The 19,643-nt window shown below is 69.6% G+C and carries 18 protein-coding genes; 10 read left to right on the top strand and 8 right to left on the bottom strand.

What is annotated here, in order from left to right:
• Entirely contained in the window at window positions 1–321 is a 321-nt protein-coding gene (locus tag ACFQSB_RS01025) for a CU044_2847 family protein (protein WP_380823776.1), read from the bottom strand.
• A 501-nt stretch (window positions 322–822) separates the two neighbouring features.
• Between ACFQSB_RS01025 and ACFQSB_RS01020 the strand changes: the two genes are divergently transcribed.
• The 6 genes from ACFQSB_RS01020 to ACFQSB_RS00995 all read left to right on the top strand — a co-directional run bounded on the left by ACFQSB_RS01020 (window position 823) and on the right by ACFQSB_RS00995 (window position 9,558).
• On the top strand, window positions 823–4,494 hold the full coding sequence (locus ACFQSB_RS01020) for a S8 family serine peptidase (protein WP_380823775.1): 3,672 nt from the start codon (window positions 823–825) through the stop codon (window positions 4,492–4,494).
• Between the two features lie 186 nt (window positions 4,495–4,680).
• Complete coding sequence (locus tag ACFQSB_RS01015) at window positions 4,681–5,157, top strand: hypothetical protein (RefSeq protein WP_380823774.1); 477 nt, start codon at window positions 4,681–4,683, stop codon at window positions 5,155–5,157.
• Window positions 5,154–6,497, top strand: a complete 1,344-nt coding sequence (locus ACFQSB_RS01010) for a KGGVGR-motif variant AAA ATPase (protein WP_380823773.1) — start codon at window positions 5,154–5,156, stop codon at window positions 6,495–6,497. The genes ACFQSB_RS01015 and ACFQSB_RS01010 overlap by 4 nt, the downstream gene beginning before the upstream one ends.
• An 86-nt stretch (window positions 6,498–6,583) precedes the next feature.
• A complete protein-coding gene (locus ACFQSB_RS01005) occupies window positions 6,584–7,951 on the top strand; it encodes a hypothetical protein (protein ID WP_380823772.1) in 1,368 nt (455 codons plus the stop codon).
• 294 nt (window positions 7,952–8,245) lie between these two features.
• Window positions 8,246–8,590, top strand: a complete 345-nt coding sequence (locus ACFQSB_RS01000; RefSeq protein ID WP_380823771.1) for a YrdB family protein — start codon at window positions 8,246–8,248, stop codon at window positions 8,588–8,590.
• 38 nt (window positions 8,591–8,628) lie between these two features.
• Window positions 8,629–9,558, top strand: coding sequence for an NAD-dependent epimerase/dehydratase family protein (locus ACFQSB_RS00995; protein WP_380823770.1), 930 nt, complete (start codon window positions 8,629–8,631; stop codon window positions 9,556–9,558).
• 7 nt (window positions 9,559–9,565) lie between these two features.
• Here ACFQSB_RS00995 and ACFQSB_RS00990 read toward each other — a convergent pair whose 3' ends face one another.
• Window positions 9,566–10,429 (bottom strand): hypothetical protein, encoded by an 864-nt coding sequence (locus ACFQSB_RS00990; RefSeq protein WP_380823769.1) that lies wholly within the window; start codon window positions 10,427–10,429, stop codon window positions 9,566–9,568.
• Entirely contained in the window at window positions 10,426–10,764 is a 339-nt protein-coding gene (locus tag ACFQSB_RS00985; protein ID WP_380823768.1) for a PadR family transcriptional regulator, read from the bottom strand. Before ACFQSB_RS00985 ends, ACFQSB_RS00990 begins: the two co-directional genes overlap by 4 nt.
• A 125-nt stretch (window positions 10,765–10,889) precedes the next feature.
• Between ACFQSB_RS00985 and ACFQSB_RS00980 the strand changes: the two genes are divergently transcribed.
• A complete protein-coding gene (locus tag ACFQSB_RS00980) occupies window positions 10,890–11,402 on the top strand; it encodes a GNAT family N-acetyltransferase (protein ID WP_380823767.1) in 513 nt (170 codons plus the stop codon).
• A 135-nt stretch (window positions 11,403–11,537) separates the two neighbouring features.
• On the top strand, window positions 11,538–12,467 hold the full coding sequence (locus ACFQSB_RS00975) for a Gfo/Idh/MocA family protein (protein WP_380823766.1): 930 nt from the start codon (window positions 11,538–11,540) through the stop codon (window positions 12,465–12,467).
• A gap of 83 nt (window positions 12,468–12,550) precedes the next feature.
• Here the strand turns inward: ACFQSB_RS00975 and ACFQSB_RS00970 are convergent, their stop codons facing one another.
• The 5 genes from ACFQSB_RS00970 to ACFQSB_RS00950 form a co-directional block, all read right to left on the bottom strand.
• Complete coding sequence (locus ACFQSB_RS00970) at window positions 12,551–12,811, bottom strand: hypothetical protein (RefSeq protein WP_380823765.1); 261 nt, start codon at window positions 12,809–12,811, stop codon at window positions 12,551–12,553.
• Window positions 12,808–13,080 (bottom strand): hypothetical protein, encoded by a 273-nt coding sequence (locus ACFQSB_RS00965; RefSeq protein ID WP_380823764.1) that lies wholly within the window; start codon window positions 13,078–13,080, stop codon window positions 12,808–12,810. Before ACFQSB_RS00965 ends, ACFQSB_RS00970 begins: the two co-directional genes overlap by 4 nt.
• Before the next feature lie 241 nt (window positions 13,081–13,321).
• On the bottom strand, window positions 13,322–14,332 hold the full coding sequence (locus ACFQSB_RS00960; protein ID WP_380823763.1) for an acetamidase/formamidase family protein: 1,011 nt from the start codon (window positions 14,330–14,332) through the stop codon (window positions 13,322–13,324).
• On the bottom strand, window positions 14,329–15,780 hold the full coding sequence (locus tag ACFQSB_RS00955; protein WP_380823762.1) for an APC family permease: 1,452 nt from the start codon (window positions 15,778–15,780) through the stop codon (window positions 14,329–14,331). The genes ACFQSB_RS00960 and ACFQSB_RS00955 overlap by 4 nt, the downstream gene beginning before the upstream one ends.
• Before the next feature lie 246 nt (window positions 15,781–16,026).
• Entirely contained in the window at window positions 16,027–17,121 is a 1,095-nt protein-coding gene (locus tag ACFQSB_RS00950; RefSeq protein WP_380823761.1) for a substrate-binding domain-containing protein, read from the bottom strand.
• A gap of 97 nt (window positions 17,122–17,218) precedes the next feature.
• On the opposite strand from ACFQSB_RS00950, the gene ACFQSB_RS00945 reads away from it, so the two are divergent.
• On the top strand, window positions 17,219–17,737 hold the full coding sequence (locus tag ACFQSB_RS00945; RefSeq protein ID WP_354834819.1) for a MarR family winged helix-turn-helix transcriptional regulator: 519 nt from the start codon (window positions 17,219–17,221) through the stop codon (window positions 17,735–17,737).
• Between the two features lie 175 nt (window positions 17,738–17,912).
• Window positions 17,913–19,493: an alkaline phosphatase D family protein gene (locus tag ACFQSB_RS00940; RefSeq protein WP_380823760.1), complete on the top strand. Its 1,581-nt coding sequence runs from the start codon at window positions 17,913–17,915 to the stop codon at window positions 19,491–19,493.
• Window positions 19,494–19,643: the final 150 nt, after the last annotated feature.

Raw genomic sequence — 19,643 nt, 5'->3', positions numbered from 1 at the left:
TCAGGACTCCGCGACGCGGCGCCAGGTGAGTTTGACGGTCAGGTGTCCTTCGAGGGCGGACTTGGCGATGACGGCGCCTGCCTCGGCGTTGAGCTTGACGCCCAGCTCGATCTCGACCTCGTCCGGACCGGACTTGCGGAAGGTGTCCAGGGCGGCCTCCGCCGCCTCCCTGATCGGCTGAAGGGCCGACTGTAGGGAGTCCACGGCGGCTTCGATCTTGTCCCCGGTGCGTGAAGCCCGCCGGACCGCCGGCTCGTTGTCCGCGATCTCCACGACGACCTGGCCGCCGTCGGCCAGGGGCATGCGCATCAGCTCGCTCACATCGACTCCGGGGGCATGGGAGGACGGAAACCTCCGTAAGGGCTTCAGTAGATCGTATACGCGCGTAATCGGTCGAACACGGAGACTGTGCCGACCGGTCGCCGCCCTCCTGAATGAGACTTCCGCCGGACTCGGCAGGAGGACCTGCCGCGATGATCTAGCAGGACGCGCGACCCTCGGGGACGCGCCGAGCATCGTGGAGGGCGTCCATGGGAGGCCCTCGAAGGCAGATGTCCTGATATGCGGCTTATGTCGGGAAAGTTAACGAAAGGGCAAACTATAGGAAGAAAGTAGTAACTTCAAGTCCTTTACAGGGCCTTGCCAGGGGTGATCGGATTCGTCCGGTTCATCGACTCTGGAGGCTAAGTGAGGCCCTGTTCCCCCCGGAGGGCCGCGGCGTCCGTCGCCGCGGCCCTCGCCGCCGTTGTGATCACCCCAGCGGTGGCGCACAGTGCTTCGCCCGCGGAATCGCCAACGGGAGCGCCGCCCGCGAGCGGCGGCGTGCCCGGCGCGACCACCACGGTGACGCTGATCACCGGCGACAAGGTGAAAGTGACCAAGCGGACCGGCGCCGCCTCCTCTGTGGACGTCGAGCGCGCGCCGGGAGCCACGGGCTCTGTTCGCATCTCCACCGAGAGCGGGGACACCTACGTGTACCCCGACCCGGCCGTCGCCTACATCGCGGCCGGCCGGCTCGACAAGCAGCTCTTCGACGTGACCCGGTTGATCGCGCAGGGCTACGACGACGCGCACAGCAGCGAACTCCCCCTGATCGTCACCCGGGCGCAGGATTCCGCCGCCCGTAAGTCCGGTGCAACGGACGCCCCGGACGGCACCGCGCTGCCGGGTGCCAGGACCACGCTCGGCCTTCCCTCCATCGGCGGTGAGGCGGTCCGGGCCCGCCGGTCGCAGGCCACGGCCTTCTGGTCGGCCCTCACCGGCGCAGCGCAGGAGAACGGGCGTTCGGCGAAGCGGTCCGACGGCACGCCGGACGACCAGGCGGCGCCCCCGTTCGCCGCCGGCATCGACAAGGTCTGGCTGGACGGCAAGGCGAAGGCGGCCCTCGCCGACACCACCGCGCAGATCGGCGCCCCCGCGGCCTGGGCCGCGGGAGGCACGGGCGCGGGCGTCCGGGTCGCCGTCCTGGACACCGGAGTGGACGCCACCCATCCGGACCTCGCCGGCCGCGTCGCGGCGTCCAAGAGCTTCATCCCGGGCCAGGAGGTCACCGACCGCAACGGGCACGGCACCCACACCTCCTCCACCGTGGCCGGGACGGGCGCCGCGTCCGGCGGCAAGGAGCGGGGCGTCGCCCCCGGCGCCGACCTGCTGATCGGCAAGGTGCTCGACGACAACAACTCCGGGCCGATCTCGAGCGTCATCGCGGGCATGGAGTGGGCCACCCGGACCGAGCACGCCAAGGTGGTCAGCATGAGCCTGGGCGTCAGCGGCTGGCACACCCAGGACGATCCGCTGAGCCAGGCGCTGAACCGGCTGAGCGCCGAGACCGGCGCGCTCTTCGTCGTCGCCGCGGGCAACGACGGGCCCGGCGCCTACAGCGTCGCCTCGCCGGGCACCGCGGACGCCGCGCTCACCGTCGGCGCGGTGGACGGCTCCGACCATCTCGCCGACTTCTCCAGCGCCGGGCCGCGCCTGAACGACGACGCGCTCAAGCCGGACCTGACCGCTCCCGGCGTGGACGTGCTGGCGGCGCGCTCGCAGTACATGGAGTGGGGCGAGGGCTACTACCGGACCGACAGCGGCACCTCCATGGCGACGCCGCACGTCGCCGGGGCGGCGGTGCTGCTGGCCCAGAAGCACCCGGAGTGGACGGCGCGGCAGATCAAGGACGCCTTGATGAGCACCAGCGTGCCGACGCCGGACTACAGCCCCTACCAGGCCGGCGCCGGCCGGTTGGACGTGGGCGCCGCCTACGTGAAGGACCAGGTCGTCGCGAGCGGATCGGTGGACGCCGGGCTGTCCCAGTGGTCGTCCGGCGGGCAGTCGCGGCAGCCGATCAAGAAGAAGATCACCTACACCAACACCACGGACGCCCCCGTCACGCTGGACCTGTCCGTCGACCGTGGCGGCTCGCCCGAGAAGGCGTTCACGATCGCCGCCGACCACCTCACCGTGCCCGCGCGCGGGACCTCGGCGGTCGACGTCACGGTGAACCCCGATGGGCTCGCGCCCGGCCGGTACACCGCCCAGGTCAGGGCGCGGCACGCGGCCGGTGAGGTGCACACGGTCGTGGGCGTCTCGGTGGAATCCGAGAAGTACGCCCTCACCGTCCACCTGAAGGACCGCGCCGGCCGGCCCCTGAGCGGCGATGTCGAGATCAAGGGCGCCGACGGCGGCAGCACCTTCATGTGGGTCCCGGACGGCACGCTCACCAGCCGGTGGGCCCCCGGCTCCTACACGGTCCTCGCCATCCCGGACGTGGAAGGCCTGCACGGTTCCAACTCCCTCGGGCTCGCGATGCTGATCGCTCCCGAGGTCGACCTGACGGCCGACCGCAGCGTGGAGCTCGACGCCTCGCGGGCACGCCAGGTGAAGGTGGTCACGCCCAAGCCGACCGCCGTGGTCGACAGCAGGGTCGACATCTTCCGCTCCTTCACCTCCAGCAAGCCCGCGCCCGGCGACAGCGGCGCCCTGCACGAAGTGATCATGACTCCGCCCGCCTACGACAGCCTGTGGGCCCTGCCGAGCAAGAAGAAGGTGCAGAAGGGCAGCTTCGTCTTCACCACCCGGTTCCGCGCGAGGCAGACGCCGCTGAAGATCGGCTACCGGGGCCACGACCTCGATGACGTCCTCGTGCAGCCCGGCTCCGCGGCGATGCCCGATGGCGCCTCGCGCCTGGACGCCGCGTTCGCCGGCAACGGCGCGCAGGGGGACTACGCCGGCCTGTCCGTCCGCGGCAAGGCCGTGGTCGTACGCGCCGGCGCCGTGACCCCCGCCGACCAGGCCGCGGCGGCTCGTGCCGCCGGCGCGGCGATGCTCCTGGTGGTCAACAACGGGCCCGGCCGCAGGAGCGACTGGTACGGCGCCGCCGACGGCTTCTCGACCGGGCCGATCCCGGTCGCCTCGGTCACGCTGGACGAGGGGGAGGAGCTGATCAAGGAGATCGCCGCCGCGGGCAAGGAGGCGCTGCGGCTGGACGTCGAGGCCCACCCGGCGTCCGAGTACCTGTACGACCTGGTCGACTACCACCAGGGCGGGGTGCCCGAGGACCCCTCCGCCAGGACCGGCCCGCGCGACCTCGCCCGCGTCGATCTCCAGTTCACGCCGCACGGCAGGCAGGGCCTGGAGTTCCGGACCGACTACCCGCCATACGAGTGGTACTCGGCTCCCGCCTTCGCCCCGGAGCCGGTCGCCCAGGGAGCGCGCACCGATTGGGTCTCCGCCGGAGAGGGGGTCGTCTGGCAGCAGACCGCCGGTCTGGACGGCTGGGGAAGCGCGCAGACCGACCGGCTGTCCTACCGGCCGGGCAGCGTGCAGAAGGACCGCTGGTTCGGCCCCATCATCCGGCCGCGCATGATCAGCGCCGAAGGCCCGTTCCGCGGCGAGACCGGGCTCAGCGCCACCATCCAGGCGTTCGGTGACGCGGGAGCCGCGCACAGCGGCGGGTCCGGCGTGTCCGGCGTGAAGCAGACGATCACGATGTACCAGGGCGAGAAGCAACTGGCGCTGGTCGAAGGATGGCCCTACCTCAACGTCGGCGACCTGGCGGCGCAGAAGACGCCCTACCGGGTGGTCGTCGAGGCCGAGGTCGACCCCGCGCTCACCCCCTACTCCACCGCCACCCGGACCGAGTGGAGGTTCACCTCCGGCGCCCCGGTGGGGGCCGACGTGGCGACCATCCCCCTGGTCCAGCTCGATTACGGCACGGACCTGGACGCCGAAGGCCGGGCGCGGCGCGCGTCTGAGCTGTCCATCACACCGGTAGTGCTCAACGGTGACGCCATCAAGGATCCGGTCTCCGCGGTCACGCTGGCGGTCTCCTACGATGACGGCGCCACCTGGCAGCGGCAGGACCTGAAGGAGAAGAAGGGCACCTGGCGGGCGTCCCTGCGCGCGCCGCAGCGAGCCGGCTACGTGTCCCTCCGGGTCACCGCCGACCAGCGTGACGGCGGTGTCACCCAGACCATCACCCGGGCCTTCGGCCTGAAGTAGTCCTAGCAGACCGCGGTACCCGTCCGGTCTCCGCATGGGGAGACGGAGACCGGACGGGGAAGCGGTTCCTGCACCGGCACGGCGGAACGTGGCGAAATAGTCGGATCTTGACCTTCTTTGTGGCTCGAACATGCAGAGTCCTGCAACCCGCCTCACCAGCGTACGAGCGCTCAATAGGATCTAGGCGTGTCCAACTTCCCCCCAGAGGATCACTTCGCCCAGGCCGCCCGCCGCCACTATGAAGACGCGGTCTATTTGCACGACGACGAACGGTTGCCCAACGCCGACCATCACTACGGCTTCTCCGTAGAGTGCGCTCTGAAGAGCCTCCTGCTTCGGCACCTGAATGCGACCATGGCACCGTTGAAGCCCGGCGGTAAACCATCGGCCAAGCCGTGGACCCTCGATGCGAACGGCAAGCCTAGGACGCACGGACACCTGCCCGACCTGTGGTCCGACGTGGCGGCTCTCGCCCATGGCCGGTCGGGCGGCACACTGGCCGGTATGTTGAACTCCAGTGCGCCCTTCGCCACCTGGGATGTTACCGACCGCTACCACGGCGCCCCCTCGCTCAGCGCCACGACCATGAACGAACGCAAAGCCGCCGCTGCCCAGATTCTCACAATGCATCAGCAGACGCTCATCACAGGAACATTTCAGTGAATTCTTCCGCCGGTATTGTCCGATTCGACGAGGCGCGGCCCATTGCTCTCATCACCGCACGCGAGGCGGCGGCGAGGGGAATCGACAGTGTCCTGATCCGCGACGTTCTCGGGCGGTTCTGTCTGGCCCTTGATGACCGGCTTGGGGGAGTGCCGGAAGAGACCGTTGCCAAGTGGCGGACCGAGCTACAGAGACGTCTGGGCCCGTACGCTGCCCCCAACCCGGTGCTGCTGGCCGAAAGACTCTTCGCGGCGGAGGCCGTCTTCGATTCGCCACGCGTGGTCGAAGAGCAGGATTCGCGACCGACTCCCGGCCAAGGACGCATACGCTCGCTGGACAATACCGTGGTGGGTGAGGACTGGGCACGTGTCACCACACCATCGCCCGAGGTGGCCGGTGTCCGTACGGCGCGTGTAGCGCTGTACGGCTTTAAAGGCGGGGTCGGCCGGTCCACGGCAACCTTCATGCTCGGTAAACACCTCGCCGAGCAGGGTTGGTGTGTTCTTGTCGTCGACCTGGATCTGGAGTCCCCAGGCTCGGGCCCGCTTCTCCTCGCGGAGGAGGCCACTCCTCGGTACGGTCTGGTGGATCACCTGGTCGAGTCGGCCGTCGGCAATGCCGAAGGACTGGACCTGGTGGAGCGAGCCTCCGGCGTCTCGATTACCGGTAATGGTGAGCTGTGGGTCGCCCCCGCGCGGGGGCGAGGTCAAGATGGTGCGCCCTATGCTTATGTCGAAAAGCTCAACCGTATCTACGCGGATATCCCCGGCAGTACGCACCCTTCCTTCGCGGACCGGCTTGAGCGCGCTGTGTCAGCCTGTGAGAAGGCTGTCGAGGAAAGGAGTCGCCGGCCCGACGTGATCCTCCTTGACAGTCGAGCAGGGATTCACGATATAGCTGCCGTCGCGATATCGCGACTGTGCGATCTCGCCCTGCTCTTCGGCGCCGACAACATCCAGACGTGGCAGGGCTACAGCGATCTGTTTACGGCATGGAGTACGTCGAGCCAGGCCGAGGCGGTCCGCGAGAAACTCCGCATGGTCGCTTCGATGGTGCCCAACAATCGGCGTGCTGATTATCTGGAACTGTTCCGTGATCACGCGTGGACGTGTTTCTCAATGCTCTACGACGACCTGCCGCCAGATGACATGTCAGGGTTCAATCCGAGTCCTGAGGACACCTCGGCTCCGCATTCTCCCATCCCGATCCTGTTCGCCACGGATCTGGTCGGTCTCGATGGAGCGGCCAGCCCTGGTTGGAGCGACACTCCACTCGTACAGGCTGCGTATGATGAGTTCCTGAATACTGCCACGCGCCTTATCATCGAAGGACTGCAATGATCGGGGATCTCGGAGTCGAGGAACTCCGCACGCTGCTCGGAACCTCGCTTCCGAATGCTCAAGACGCGGACACTATTGTGCCGACCGTGAGCACACTCTTCACCCCGGACAGTCACCGTCTCGCACTGAATGTGGACGCGACCGTGGTCAAGGGCGGGCGGGGTGTCGGCAAGACCTTCTGGTTCCGGTCGCTGCTCGACGACCGGCTCAGGATGGTGGCGTCGCGCGAGTACCGCATCGATCGACTTACCCGGGTGACGGTCCATCCCGGATATGGAGCGGACAATGCCCCTGAACGCTATCCCGGACCTGCGGAGCTGCGCAGTCTCGTGGACGGTGGGGCTGCTCCATGGGATCTGTGGAACACCGTGCTGCTCACGGCGCTCGGTGTGCCGGACCTCGTGGGGATGTCGTCGTGGAAGACTCGCATCCAATGGGTGCGCGAACATCCTGCGGAGCGTGATCGGATTATCGCGGAAGCCGATCGCCGGGCCGGGGACCAAGAAACCCTGCTGCTGATACTTTTTGATGCGCTGGAGCATCTGCATCGCGACCGCCGGCAGGCCGACCAACTCGTCGCGGGCATCTTGCAGCTCGCCTTGGAGATGCGGCTCAGCACACGGAACATACGGTTCAAGATTTTCATCAGACCCGACATGTTCGATGGGGCGCTTCTGGCGTTCTCCGATGCGTCAAAGCTAACTGCGAACGCGGCCAACCTGAAATGGTCACCTAGCAATCTGTATGGGCTGCTCTTTCATTATCTCGGGAACAACGACTCTCCTTTTGCTGCACGATTTCGTGCGGAGACTCCCAGTTGGATCGAAGCCACGCCTGGAAGACACCTCCCCCCCCAACGTCTCCTCGGCGACGAACAGCAGCAGGCTGAACTGTTCACGGCGATCGCTGGTCCCTACATGGGGGCCAATTTCCGTAAGGGGCACACCTATACCTGGCTGCCCAACCACTTGATGGACGGTGCCGAGCAGGTCAGTCCTCGTAGTTTTCTCAGTGCCCTGACCAAAGCAGTGGAAGAGACCACGGCTCAGTATGCCGCCCACGACTACGCTATTCACCATGAAGGTATTCGGCGTGGGGTGCAAGCCGCATCGGCGACCCGCGTTGGAGAGATAAAGGAAGACCTACCGTGGGTCCAGGTGGCCATCGAGCCTCTAGCGGGTCAGCAGGTGCCGATTGAAGAGAGCCATGTGATCAGCCTGTGGTCTCAACATCATTTGACCGAGGCTCTGCAGCAGCAGGCATCGTATGTCGTCGAGGACGAGAAGGTGAGAACCGGTCCGCGTTACCCGGATCGGTATCCCGCTCTTATTGAGGAGCTCATAGAACTCGGTGTGATGCGGCGCCGTAGGGACGGTCGCATTGATCTACCCGACGTCTATCGCATCGCCTTCTCCATAGGGCGCAAGGGCGGCGTGCCGAAAGTCGTGTCGTGAAGGCCAGCGTCGAGGTTGAACACTGACCGGCGCGACGGGCTGTTTCGGGGCGCGACACAGGGCGCTGTTCGGCTCTATCGCTCCAGGTGTGCTGAGACCTTCGAATCGCTAGGGAAGGTTTCAGCCCTCTCATAGTCTCGCCTCCCCGTATTGGGTGACCACCGTACAAGTCGGCCAGGGAACGTGGTGGAGCGGGAGAATGAAGCGAGAGCGGTGCTCTTGACGGCGGCGCTCTCCATGCGAGAGCATTGCTCTCGAAAGAGAGCAATGTGTTCGTCGAGATGGGACCGTTCGATGCTGACCGTGATGAAAGGCGCCAACGCGGGCCTGATGTTCCTGCTGGAGCTGGGCGTCTACCTGGCGGTCGGATACTGGGGATTCACGTTCAGCCCGAACTGGGGGCTCAAGCTGCTGCTGGGTATCGGCGGGCCATTGCTGTTCGCGGTGGTCTGGGGGGTCTTCGGGGCGCCGAAGGCGAGCATCCCGGTGCACGGGCTGGGACGGGCGGCCCTTGAGGTCCTCTGGTTCGGCGGTGGCGTCGCGGCCGCGGCGGGGGCCGGCCTCGTCACCACCTCGGTGGTGTTCGCCGCGCTGTTCGTCGTCAACGCCGCGCTGCGGCTCCTCTGGCACCAGGTCTGAGACACCGCCGAAAGCGCGTCATCACAAGGAGGACGAACATGGGGAAGCACGTCATCGTCGGGGCCGGGCAGGTCGGCGGGCAACTCGGGGAGATGCTCGCGGGCTCGGGGCACGAGGTCGTCGTCGTCACCCGCTCGGGGTCGGGGCCGTCGGTTCCGGGGCTCACCCGGGTCGCCGCGGACGCGAGCGACGCCGACCGGCTCGCCGCCATCGCCAAGGGCGCCGACGCCCTCTACAACTGCGCGAACCCGCGCTACCACGAGTGGGCGCGCGACTGGCCGCCGATGGCGGCCGCGCTGCTGACGACGGCCGAGCGCAGCGGGGCGGTGCTGGTCGTCACCGGCAACCTTTACGGGTACGGGCCGGTGGACCGTCCGATGACCGAGGAGATGCCGCTCGCGGCCACCGGGACGAAGGGGAAGGTGCGCGCCACGATGTGGCGCGACGCGCTCGCCGCGCACGAGGCGGGCCGTGTGCGGGCGACCGAGGTGCGCGGCTCCGACTTCTTCGGGCCGGGGATGTCCGGCCAGGCCATCTTCAGCGACCGATTCCTCAAGCCGCTCATGGCGGGCAAGCCGATCCGGGTGCCCGCCGATCCCGACCAGCCGCACAGTCTCACCTACATTCCAGACGTGGTGCGGGCGCTGGCGACGGTCGCCGTGGACGAGCGGGCCTGGGGACGGCCCTGGCACGTGCCCACGCCGCCCGCGACGACCGTCCGGCACTTGGCCGAGCGGATGGCGGAGCTGGCCGGGGCGCCCGCGCCCCGCGTCTCGGCCATCCCGCACGTGGTCATGCGGGCCGCGGGCCTGTTCTCGCCGCTGCTGCGCGAGCTGGAGGAGACGCGCTACCAGTTCGTCCGGCCGTTCGTCGTCGACTCCTCGGCCTTCGAGGAAACGTTCGGCATCGCGCCCACCCCGACGGACGCCGCCCTGAAGCAGACCCTCGACTGGTGGCGCGCCCGGTAGACGCCGCTCACCCCTGGACGGCCTCGCCGCCGGTCGCGGCGTGGCGGCGTGGGTGATCCTTCAGCGCTGATGCGGCCCTGGATGCGATGGCCACGCCGCAGGCCAGGCTCGCCGCCAGGGCGCACAGGAATCGCGCCGACGATCCGGGGAGGCCGAGGACGATGAGCGCGGCACCGGGTAACCACGCCAGGACGATCATGCGGGCGGCGACCGCGCAGCCGATGCCCGCGATCCGCAGGGGCGGGAAGGGCCCCTTTCGCTCGCTCCAGCCGACGTGCACCGGGGCCAGGCACAATGCCAGCGCGATCGGCACGAAGAAGCCGCCGGTGACCGCGCTGCCCAGCGGGCCCATGGGATAGCCCAGGTCGAAGTGGCTCTCGCCGAAGTCGAAGTAGAGGAAGAACGCCATGGGCGGGCCCACGAAGAGTACGCACAGGAAGGTGAGCGGCCGCCGGGTGGCTATCGCTCCGACCAACAGGCAGACGAGCGACAGCGCCGTCAGCGCGGCCGCCGCGTCGAACAGCGTGCCTGCGGCACCGGCGAGCAGTGTGGCGACCTGCCCGTGGTCGGCCGCGGCCCGCCAGGCGGCGTCCAGGCTCTGAGCGTCGCGAATGCCCGGGTTCCACAGGTACACCAGCGCCACCGCGCAGATCGTCAGCACAAGGCCCGCGGGCACCCGTCGGCGTCGCCGGCCGCCGGGGATCAGGTCGCGATGGGCCCAGGCGTCCATGGCGCCTGCGCAGAGGTCGACGACCGTCCGCAGGCCGACCCGACGGGTCATGAGGAGGTCACGAACCTCCTCGTCGTAGCGCTCGCGCCAGAGCCGTGGATAGAGGCGCAGCGCCAGCAGCGCCGCCGCGCGGGCGTTCATGCCGTGCCCCATAACGGGCCAAGCCGCGTGGTCGCCGCTCCGGTGATGCGTCGCAGCGTCGCGAGTTGCTCGGCGAGCGCCTGCCTGCCCGCGTCGGTGATGCGGTAGGGCCTGCGCCGTGACTCGGCGTCGAGAGCCTCGATCCACCCGCGCTCTTCCAGGCGCATCAGCGCTCCGTAGAGCGTTCCCGGCTCCAGCGAGGTGCCGGAGAACTCCTCGATGTCGTGGATCATCCGGTAACCATGTTTGGCGCCGTCGGCAAGGCTGATCAGTACCAGTAGCGCCACATCGGTGAACCGTCCAACTTCCTGCTGACGACGGACCATCGCCACCATCTCCTTCTCCTCTCTATTCAGTTTCACTTACTAAGTTCTGCTGAGCAAGAGGGGGACGCCGATTGTTTCGCCCGGCGGTGCCCGTCCGGGACGGTCTCGTGGCCGGGAATGATTGGATGTCGGCCATGAGTCAGGGCGAAGCGACCTCCGCCGCGCGGCGGGCGGTGGTGGGGGACGCGGGGGCGTTGACGCGGCTGCGGGCTTTGATGCTGGCGGCGATGGGCACCTCCGTCGGTGGTGACGACGCCGAGTGGCGCAAGGCCGCGGAGGCGTGGTTCGCCGAGCGGCTCGCGGACACCGGCGCTTTCGCCGCGTTCGTGATGGAAGATCCGGAGCTGGGCGTGGTGTGCTCGGCGGTGGGCATGATCGAGCGGCGCGCGCCCGGGCCGTCCAACCTCACCGGCACGCAGGGCCGTGTCTTCAACGTCAGCACCGACCCCCGGCGACGACGGCGCGGGTACGCGCGGGCGTGCCTGACCGCGCTGCTGGCCTGGTTCCGCGACGAGACCGAGGCCAAGGTGATCGAACTCAACGCCACTGGAGAGGGCGCCGAGCTGTACCGGGCGGCGGGCTTCGCGGCCCCCCGCTTTCCGGCCCTGCAGCTGAGGATTGCCGAACCGCCGCCGACGCCCCACTGACCCCGTCCACCGACTCCGGCGCACCGACACGCCGGCCCCGAATCCCGCCCCGGCACACCGGCCGTGGATCCGGCGGCCTGAATCCGGTGGTCGGGGACGTGCGGACGCCGGGACGGCGCCCCGTAGTCTCTCGGCATGGATCGGACGCGCGTGGCGATGATCGGGCTCGGGGACATCGCGGAGAAGGCCTACCTGCCGGTGCTGTCGGCCACACCCGGCCTGGAACTGCTGCTGTGCACGCGTGACCGGGGCAGACTGGACCGGCTCGGTGACGCCTACCGCGTTCCGGCGCGGTTCACCTCGGTCGAGCAGGTGGTCGCGGAGGGCGTCGAGGCGGCGTTCGTCCATGCCGCGACCGAGGCGCACGTGGAGATCGTGGAGGCGTTGCTGCGGGCCGGGGCGCACGTGTACGTGGACAAGCCGATCGCGTACGACCTCGCCGGGGCCGAGAAGGTCGCGCGCCTGGCCGAGGAGCGCGGGCTCTCGCTCATGGTGGGGTTCAACCGCAGGTACGCGCCCGGGTACGCGGGGCTGCGGGACCTGCCGCGCGACCTGGTCGTCATGCAGAAGAACCGCACCGGCCTCGCGGACGACCCGCGCCGGGTCGTCTTCGACGACTTCATCCACGTGGTGGACACCCTGCGATTCCTGGCGCCGGGCGAGATCTCGGAAACGTCGGTGGACGTGCGCGTGCGGGACGGCCTGCTGGAGCACGTGGTCCTGCGCCTCACCGGGGACCGTCCGCCCATCGCGGCTCACGGTGGGGGAGGGTTCACGGCGATCGGAATGATGAGCCGGGTCAGCGGGGCGGTCGAGGAGACCTGCGAGGTGATCGGCGGTGGCGTCAAGCGCCGGGTGGTGAACCTCGGCGACGTCGTCGACTTCGACGGCGGAGAGACCCTCGCGCGCAGGCCCGACTGGACGCCGGTCGCCCGGCAACGCGGCATCGAGCAGGCGTGCCAGGACTTCCTCGCCGCCGTCCGCGAGGGACGCCTGATCACCGCCGACGACGCCCTGCGCACCCACGCCCTCTGCGAACAGATCGTCGCCGCCGCCACACTGTGACGTTCGCCAGGCCCGCGGCGCCGTGACGTTCGCCCGGTACGTGCTGCCGCGACGTTCGCCCGGTACACGAGGCGGCCTGGCGGTCACTCCTTCGCGCGGAGGCGCATCCGGGTGTCGTTCGGTTCGACGGTGTGGCGTTCGGCGATGGCGGTGAGCCGTTTGTTGGTCTCCTCGGGGTCCAGGTCGTGAGGCAGGTCGGGGACGTCGATGGTCCCGAGTTCCTCGCCGGGGGCCAATGCCATTCCCGGAACGGCCCCGCCTTCCGGGGCGGTGGCCATCGACTTGATGTTCCCGGCCGGGTCGTACACCACGACGACGCGCATTTCCGTCCCGCTTTCGGTCATGGGGATATCACGCTGGTGTGGACGTAGAAGCCGCCGACGGTTATGGGTCCGTTGTTGGTGACGACGATGTCCAGATAGAAGCGGCCCGCGTAGTCGCCCCGGGTCGCGAGCTGGGTCACCTCGAGATATCTCTCCGGCGCGTAGGTCGCCACGGCGGTGACGGTGACCGCGCCCCTGCCGAACAGGGGGCTCTCCAGCCAGAAGTAGACGTGGCCGTCCGGCCCGCGCGGCGGGATCGTCCAGGCGAAGTCATTGCGAAAAAGTGTCACGGTCGGCATCCGCCACCCCGTTCGCTCCGTTTTGGAGTATTTTGTCCGACGAGCGTGGCCGGAGGTCGGGCATGACGCGGTGGTCATCCGAGAACCGGTTGTTCGTCTGCTCCACTAATACAGCGGCCCGCCCGCCGGGAAAAGACGGCGGCCGGGTCCGTGGCCGCTCGGAAAGAGAAATGTTCCGTCGCGGCCACGCCCGGCCGAATAAGAGAAATGTATTCACATAATCGCGCGCCCCTCAGCGGGAGGCGAGGTACCGCTCGCCGAGGGTGCGGAGGCGGGAGTGGGCGCCTTCGTAGATGTCGGGGGTGCCGAGGTAGGCCTTGGGGAGCTTGGCGACCATCGTGTAGTTGGTGTCGCAGACGTTGCCGACCGGGGCCTCGCCGCCCTGGCTGACGAGCTGGTAGGCGTCGAGCAGGTCGAGGCCGGTGAGCGTGGAGGTCCAGGTCACCAGGTCGTGCTGGCTGATGCGGTAGGCGTCCTCCAGGGGTCGCGCCGACCCGGTGGACATCAGGTGGGCGTCGTCCTCCAGCCGGGGCCACGGCGTGGGCACGCCCTTGATCAGCTCGACGGCGACGACGGTGTTCATGGCGGCCTCCACCGCCGTGCCGCACACCTCGCCGTGCCCCTGCCGGCAGTGGCCGTCGCCGACGGCGAACAGCCCGCCCTCGACGTTGACGCCGAGGTACACGGTGACGCCGGCCCGCAGTTCGGGGGTGTCCATGTTGCCGCCGTGCGCGTCCGGGGTGATCGTCATGCGGGCCTCGGAGGCGCCCGGCGCGACGCCGACGGTGCCGTGCATCGGGTCGAGCGGCATCTCCACGGTGAAGTCGCCGCGCCGCGCCCGGTAGGTGACGGTGCGCCGCTCCTTGTCCACCTCGTACATCCACACGACCTCGTCCAGCGGCGGCTGGAGCATCGCCGTGGTGTGGGTGCCGGTCAGCGCCCCGAAGTGCGGGAACGTCGTGGAGACCGCCCAGTCGCGTGCCGGTTCGATGGAGATGAAGTGCAGGGCGAGCGTGTCGCCCGGCTCGGCGCCCCGGACGTGGAAGGGGCCGGTGACCGGGTTGAGGTAGGGGAACTCGCAGACCGCGGAGGGCAGGTCGTCCACGCCGCGCACACGTCCGCCGAAGCAGTCCTCGGTGTACAGCTCGAGGACGGTGCCGGGCTCGACCGTGCCGACGGCGGGGCGCCCGCCGAAGGTGTAGGACAGCTCGTCGGCGGCGGGACGGTAGGAGACGACGTTCACTCGGAGACCTCCGTGGTCATGGCGGGCAGGGTGGGACGCCGGCCCACGCGGTAGGAGTAGGCGAGGATCGCCAGGCCGACGAGCAGCCAGACGAACCCGAGCACCTGGGCGGCGATGTTGGCGTTGATGACGACGTAGAGCAGGATCAGGAAGCCGATGGCCGGGGCGATGACGTGGCGCCACCAGTCGCGGCTGCCCTGCCGGATCACGTAGTGGACGATGACCGACACGTGCAGGGCGAGGAAGGCCGTCATCGCGCCGAAGTTCACCAGCGAGGTGAGCACCTGGATGCCGTCGGCGAGCCGGCTCATGAAGATGCCGAAGACCAGCGAGACGGCGGCGACCACGAAGGTGGCGTTGACCGGGATCTTGTGCTTGGGGTGGATCCTGGCGAGGAACTTCGGGAGCTGCCCGTCGCGGGCCATCGCGAACAGCAGGCGGGAGGTGGCCGCCTGCGCGACCAGGGAGTTGGCGAAGCCCCAGGCCACGGCGGTGGCGACCGCGGTCAGCACGCTCAGCCAGTGGCCGCCCGCGTACGCGGCGGTGTCGTAGAAGGCGGTGCCGGCCGGGTCGCCCTTGGTGAGCAGGGTCGAACGGTCGGGGGTGAGCAGGGCGGCCACCCACGTCTGGACGACGAACAGCACGCCGGCGAGGGCGAGCGCGGCGACCATGGACCGGCCGAGCCTGCGGGTGTCCTCGCGGCTCTCCTCGGCGAGCATCGAGATGCCGTCGAAGCCGAGGAACGACAGCACCGCCACCGACACGGCCCCGAACACCAGCGGCCAGGAGAAGGTCGAGGAGTCGTACAGCGGGCTGAGCAGGTCGCCGTTGCCCTTGCCCTGCGCCAGGGCGGTGATCCCGATGACCAGGAAGATCGCCAGGACGATCAGCTCGGCCACCAGCATGATCTTGTTCATCCGCGCGGTCATCTCGATGCCGAGGTAGTTGACGGCCGTGTTGAGCACGATGAAGCCGATCAGCCACGCCCAGATCGGGATGGCGGGCACGAACGAGGCCATGGCGGCGCTGGCGATGAGGTACAGCAGGGCCGGCACGAGCACGTAGTCGAGCAGGATCACCCATCCGGCGAGGAAGCCGACCGGCGCGGCGATGCCCCGGCCGGCGTAGGTGTAGACCGAGCCGGCCATCGGGAACGCCTGGGCCATCTGCGCGTAGGACAACGCGGTGAAGGCCATGGCGATCATGCCGATGATGTACGCGAGCGCCACCATGCCGCCCGAGCCCTGGAAGACGCCGCCGAAGATGCCGAACGGGGCGATCGGCACCATGAAGATCAGGCCGTAGATCAGCAGGTCGGCGAAGCTCAGTGAGCGTTGCAGCTCCTGTTTGTAGCCGAAACGCTCGACGCCGGCGGCCGGGGTCGAATCGGACGCGCCGCCGAGCGGGGCGCCGGAGGGGGACGGCGACGTTCCGGACGGGGAGGACATGGACGGCTCCTTCACATGCGGGGGCAGAGCCGTACGATAGAGCTATTCCTTGAAAGTGAAAAGATTTCTATGGAAAGATTTACGACGGCCGCCACACCGTTACGCGCGCGTCACACGAGACGGCAGGTCGTCGAAGCCGGAACACCAGGCTGAGGGATCGGAGCGGGCGAAGGAGGCGGGCGCCGCACGAGCGAGTGTCGCGCTCCCGGCGCGGACCGGCGCGACTCACATGGAGGTCACGACATCTCACATGGAGGTCACGACATCGAAGTCCAGGCCATCGGCGCGTCCCACGTAGACGCGTTGCCGCGCGTGGCGGTCGTGCAGCGTGAGCCGGCCGCGGCCTCCGATGATCGAGGTGCCGTCGGCGACCGCCTCGCTGGCCGGCACGGCCGTCGAGCCGGCCCGCCGGATCAGCGCCGCCAGCATCAGCACGCCCTCGTAGCAGCCGTGCCCGTGCCCGTTCAGCAGCGGCGCCGCCGAGCCGAACCGGCGGGTGTAGCGCTCGGCCAGGGCGAGGTTGGCGTCGGTGGCCAGGCTGCCGAAGTACCCCATGGCGGCGTACAGCTCGCCCGAGACGTCGCCGCCGATGGCCAGCAGGCCGTGTTCCTCCAGCGCGCCGCACAGCCGCGCGCAGTCGAGCCCGCCGGCCCTGAACGCCCGGTTGAACGCCACCAGGTCGCTGCCGATGAGGTTCAGCAGCACCGCGTCGGGACGCGCCGCGGCCAGTTCCTCGATGAGCGGCCCGAAGGCGCGGGTGCCGGAGGGCAGCAGCCGCTCGCCGACGACGGTCGCCGACCGCCTTCGCAGGTGCCGGCGCGCCGAGGCGTGGACGAGGCGGGGCCACACGTAGTCGTTGCCGAGGAGGAACCACCGCCGGGCCCGCCTGTGCTCGACCAGCCAGTCGAGCCCGGGGCCCACCTGGCGGGAGGCGGGCTCGCCGAGGAAGTAGACGCCCGGGTGCCGGACGCCGCCCTCGTACGGCGGGGTGTACACCAGCGGGGCGGCGCCGCCCAGTGCGCGCTCGATCGCCGCCCGCACGTCGCTGGCGTGCGTGCCGACCAGCCCTTGGACGGCTCCGGCGTGCACCAGCCCGGCCACCTCACGGGCGACCTCGCGGGGTGGGCGGCCGCCGTCGACCAGCACCAGTTCGACCGGCCTGCCGAGCAGCCCGCCGGCCTCGTTGATCTCGGCCGCGGCCAGCACCGCGCAGTTGATGGCGCACGGCCCGAGCAGCCCGAGCACGCCGGAGACGGGCACCACCAGGCCGACGCGCAGGGCGTCCGCCCACAGCAGGTGGGCCTCGAGCGGGTCGATGACCAGGGCGACAGGTTCGGCCACGTGGAAGAGTATCCTCCTGGCGCGTTCGCGGACGAAGGGAGCCCTCAGTGGTGACGGCGGCAACCGCTCTGCCGGAGGACGGACGGACAGGCCCGTGGTGAGCGGCGCCGACGAGGGCGGGACGACCGCGAGGCCCGCCGTGCCGGCCCAGGCCCCGGCGGCCACGCGGGAGGTCCGGGACGCGGAGGCGGGGGGCGGGCTGGGGGCGTCGCTGGCGTACCTGCTCAGTCGCGCCGAGCGGAGCGTCAACCGGGGGTTGTCGGCGGCGCTCGCCGCCGAGGAGGTCACCGTCGAGCAGTGGCGCATCCTCCAGGCGCTCGCGGACGGGCGCGGCCACTCGATGGGCGATCTGGCCGGGGCGGCGCTGATGCCGCACCCGACGTTGACCAAGGCCGTGGACCGGCTCGTCGAGCGCGCCGTCGTCTACCGGGGGCACGATCCGGCCGATCGTCGCAAAGTGGCGGTATTCCTTGCAAACCGGGGCAGTGAGCTTCTCAGCCGGTTGGAGGCCGGCATCGCCGAGCACCACCGGGCGATCCTCGCGACGTACGGCGCCGTCCGCACAGAACGGCTCATGCGAGACCTGGAACACCTGGTGCGCTCGCTCGACGGCTGACCTCCGCGCGTTCGCCGAGGTGGACGCGGCGCGTGGCGACCGCTCCATGGGGGGGCATCCGCGCCGTGGCCGCTCGGCGGGCCCGGGTCATCGCCGTGCCATTTAGGCAGGCCGTCCTCCACCACCGGATGAGTTGAGCATATGGTTCATAACGCTGCTCAAAAGGGGAGGTAACGTGCCCGACTTGCTGGTAGGGCCGATGCTGCGCTACGTCGATGAGACGAGCGCGTCGATATGGGTGGAAACGAGCGATCCGTGCGAGGTCGCCATCGAGGTGGCGGGCGCCCGGGCCACCGAACGCACGTTCACCGTGCACGGCCACCACTACGCCATCGTGGACGTCGAGGAGACCGGCGCGTACTCCGTCGAGCTGGACGGGCGAAGGGTGTGGCCCCTGGAGGGCTACCCCGACAGCAAGATCTGCCCGCTGGCCGAGATGAACCGCGTGATGTTCGGGTCCTGCCGCACCAGCGTGCCGCACGACGCCGTGCACGAGCGCACGCACGGCAAGGACGTGCTGCGCGAGTTCGGCCTGCGCCTGCTGGACGGCGAGGACCTGCCGAGCCTGCTGATCTTCCTCGGCGACCAGGTGTACGCCGACGAGCCGTCCCAGGAGATGCTGGACTACATCCGCTCCCGCCGTCAGGACGGCCCCGACGAGATCGTGGACTTCGAGGAGTACGCCGAGCTGTACCGGCAGGCGTGGAGCGACCCTGTGGTCCGCTGGGTGCTGTCCACCGTCCCCACCGCGATGATCTTCGATGACCACGACGTGCGCGACGACTGGAACACCTCGATGGCCTGGCGGCGCACCATGGCCGAGGTGCCGTGGTGGCCGACGCGCGTGCTGTCCGCGCTCGGCGCCTACTGGGTGTACCAGCACCTGGGCAACCTCTCGCCGTCCGAGCGCAAGGCCGACCCGATGTACGCCGAGATCCGCGCGGGCGACGGGGACGGCGGAGCGGCGCTGGACGCCTTCGCCAAGAAGGCCGACGAGGACCCCTCCTCCATGCGGTGGAGCTATACCCGCGACGTCGGCCGCACGCGGCTGGTCATGCTGGACACGCGGTGCGCCCGCGAGCTGGAGCCCAGCCGCCGGCGCATGCTCGACGACGCCGAGTGGGAGTGGTTCACCGAGGTGGCCACCGGAGACGTCGACCACCTGCTCATCGGGTCCTCGGTCCCGGTGTTCCTGCCCAGCGGCATCTTCGACGTCGAGAGCTGGAACGAGGCCGTCGCCGGCGGGGCGTGGGGACCCCGCGGAGTGGTGTGGGGCGAGAAGATCCGCCAAGCACTCGACCTGGAGCACTGGGGGGCGTTCCGCCGGTCGTTCGAGGAGCTCGGACGCCTGCTGGTGGACGTCGCCGCGGGACGGCGCGGCAGGGCCCCGGCGACGATCGTGCTGCTGTCGGGGGACGTCCACTACTCCTACCTGGCGGCCGCCGGCCCGGCGTCGGCGGACCTCGAGTCCGCGCGCATCTACCAGGCGGTGTGCTCCCCGATCCGCAACCCCCTCAGCCGCAGCCTGCGACTGGCCAACGTGATCGGGTCGTTCGGCGTGGCCAGCCTGGTCGGCGGCATCCTGACCCGCACGGTGCGCCTGCCGCGGCGGGCGCTGCGGTGGAAGATCACCAACGGGCCGTGGTTCCCGAACGCGCTCGCCTCGCTCGACCTCGACGGCCGCTCCGCGAGCGTCCGCTGGCACACCGCCCGCCCGGACTTCCAGGAGATGACCCGCATCACGCTCGCCCCCTGAGCCCTCCGCCCGCACCCGGGCCGCCACCGTCGGTCACACGATGGGCGACCCGGGCGGCGCGGGAAGGGATCCCGGCGCGCCGGGAACTCCGGCGTCCTCGGAGCCGGCCCCTCTCAGGTCTCAGCGGCCGGAGAGCTCCGGCGTCCGCAG

The sequence above is a fragment of the Sphaerisporangium rhizosphaerae genome, assembly GCF_042665155.1.
GTDB lineage: Bacteria > Actinomycetota > Actinomycetes > Streptosporangiales > Streptosporangiaceae > Sphaerisporangium > Sphaerisporangium rhizosphaerae.
The sequence above is the reverse complement of the archived record's forward strand: the minus strand, read 5'-3'. Positions and strand labels throughout refer to the sequence as shown.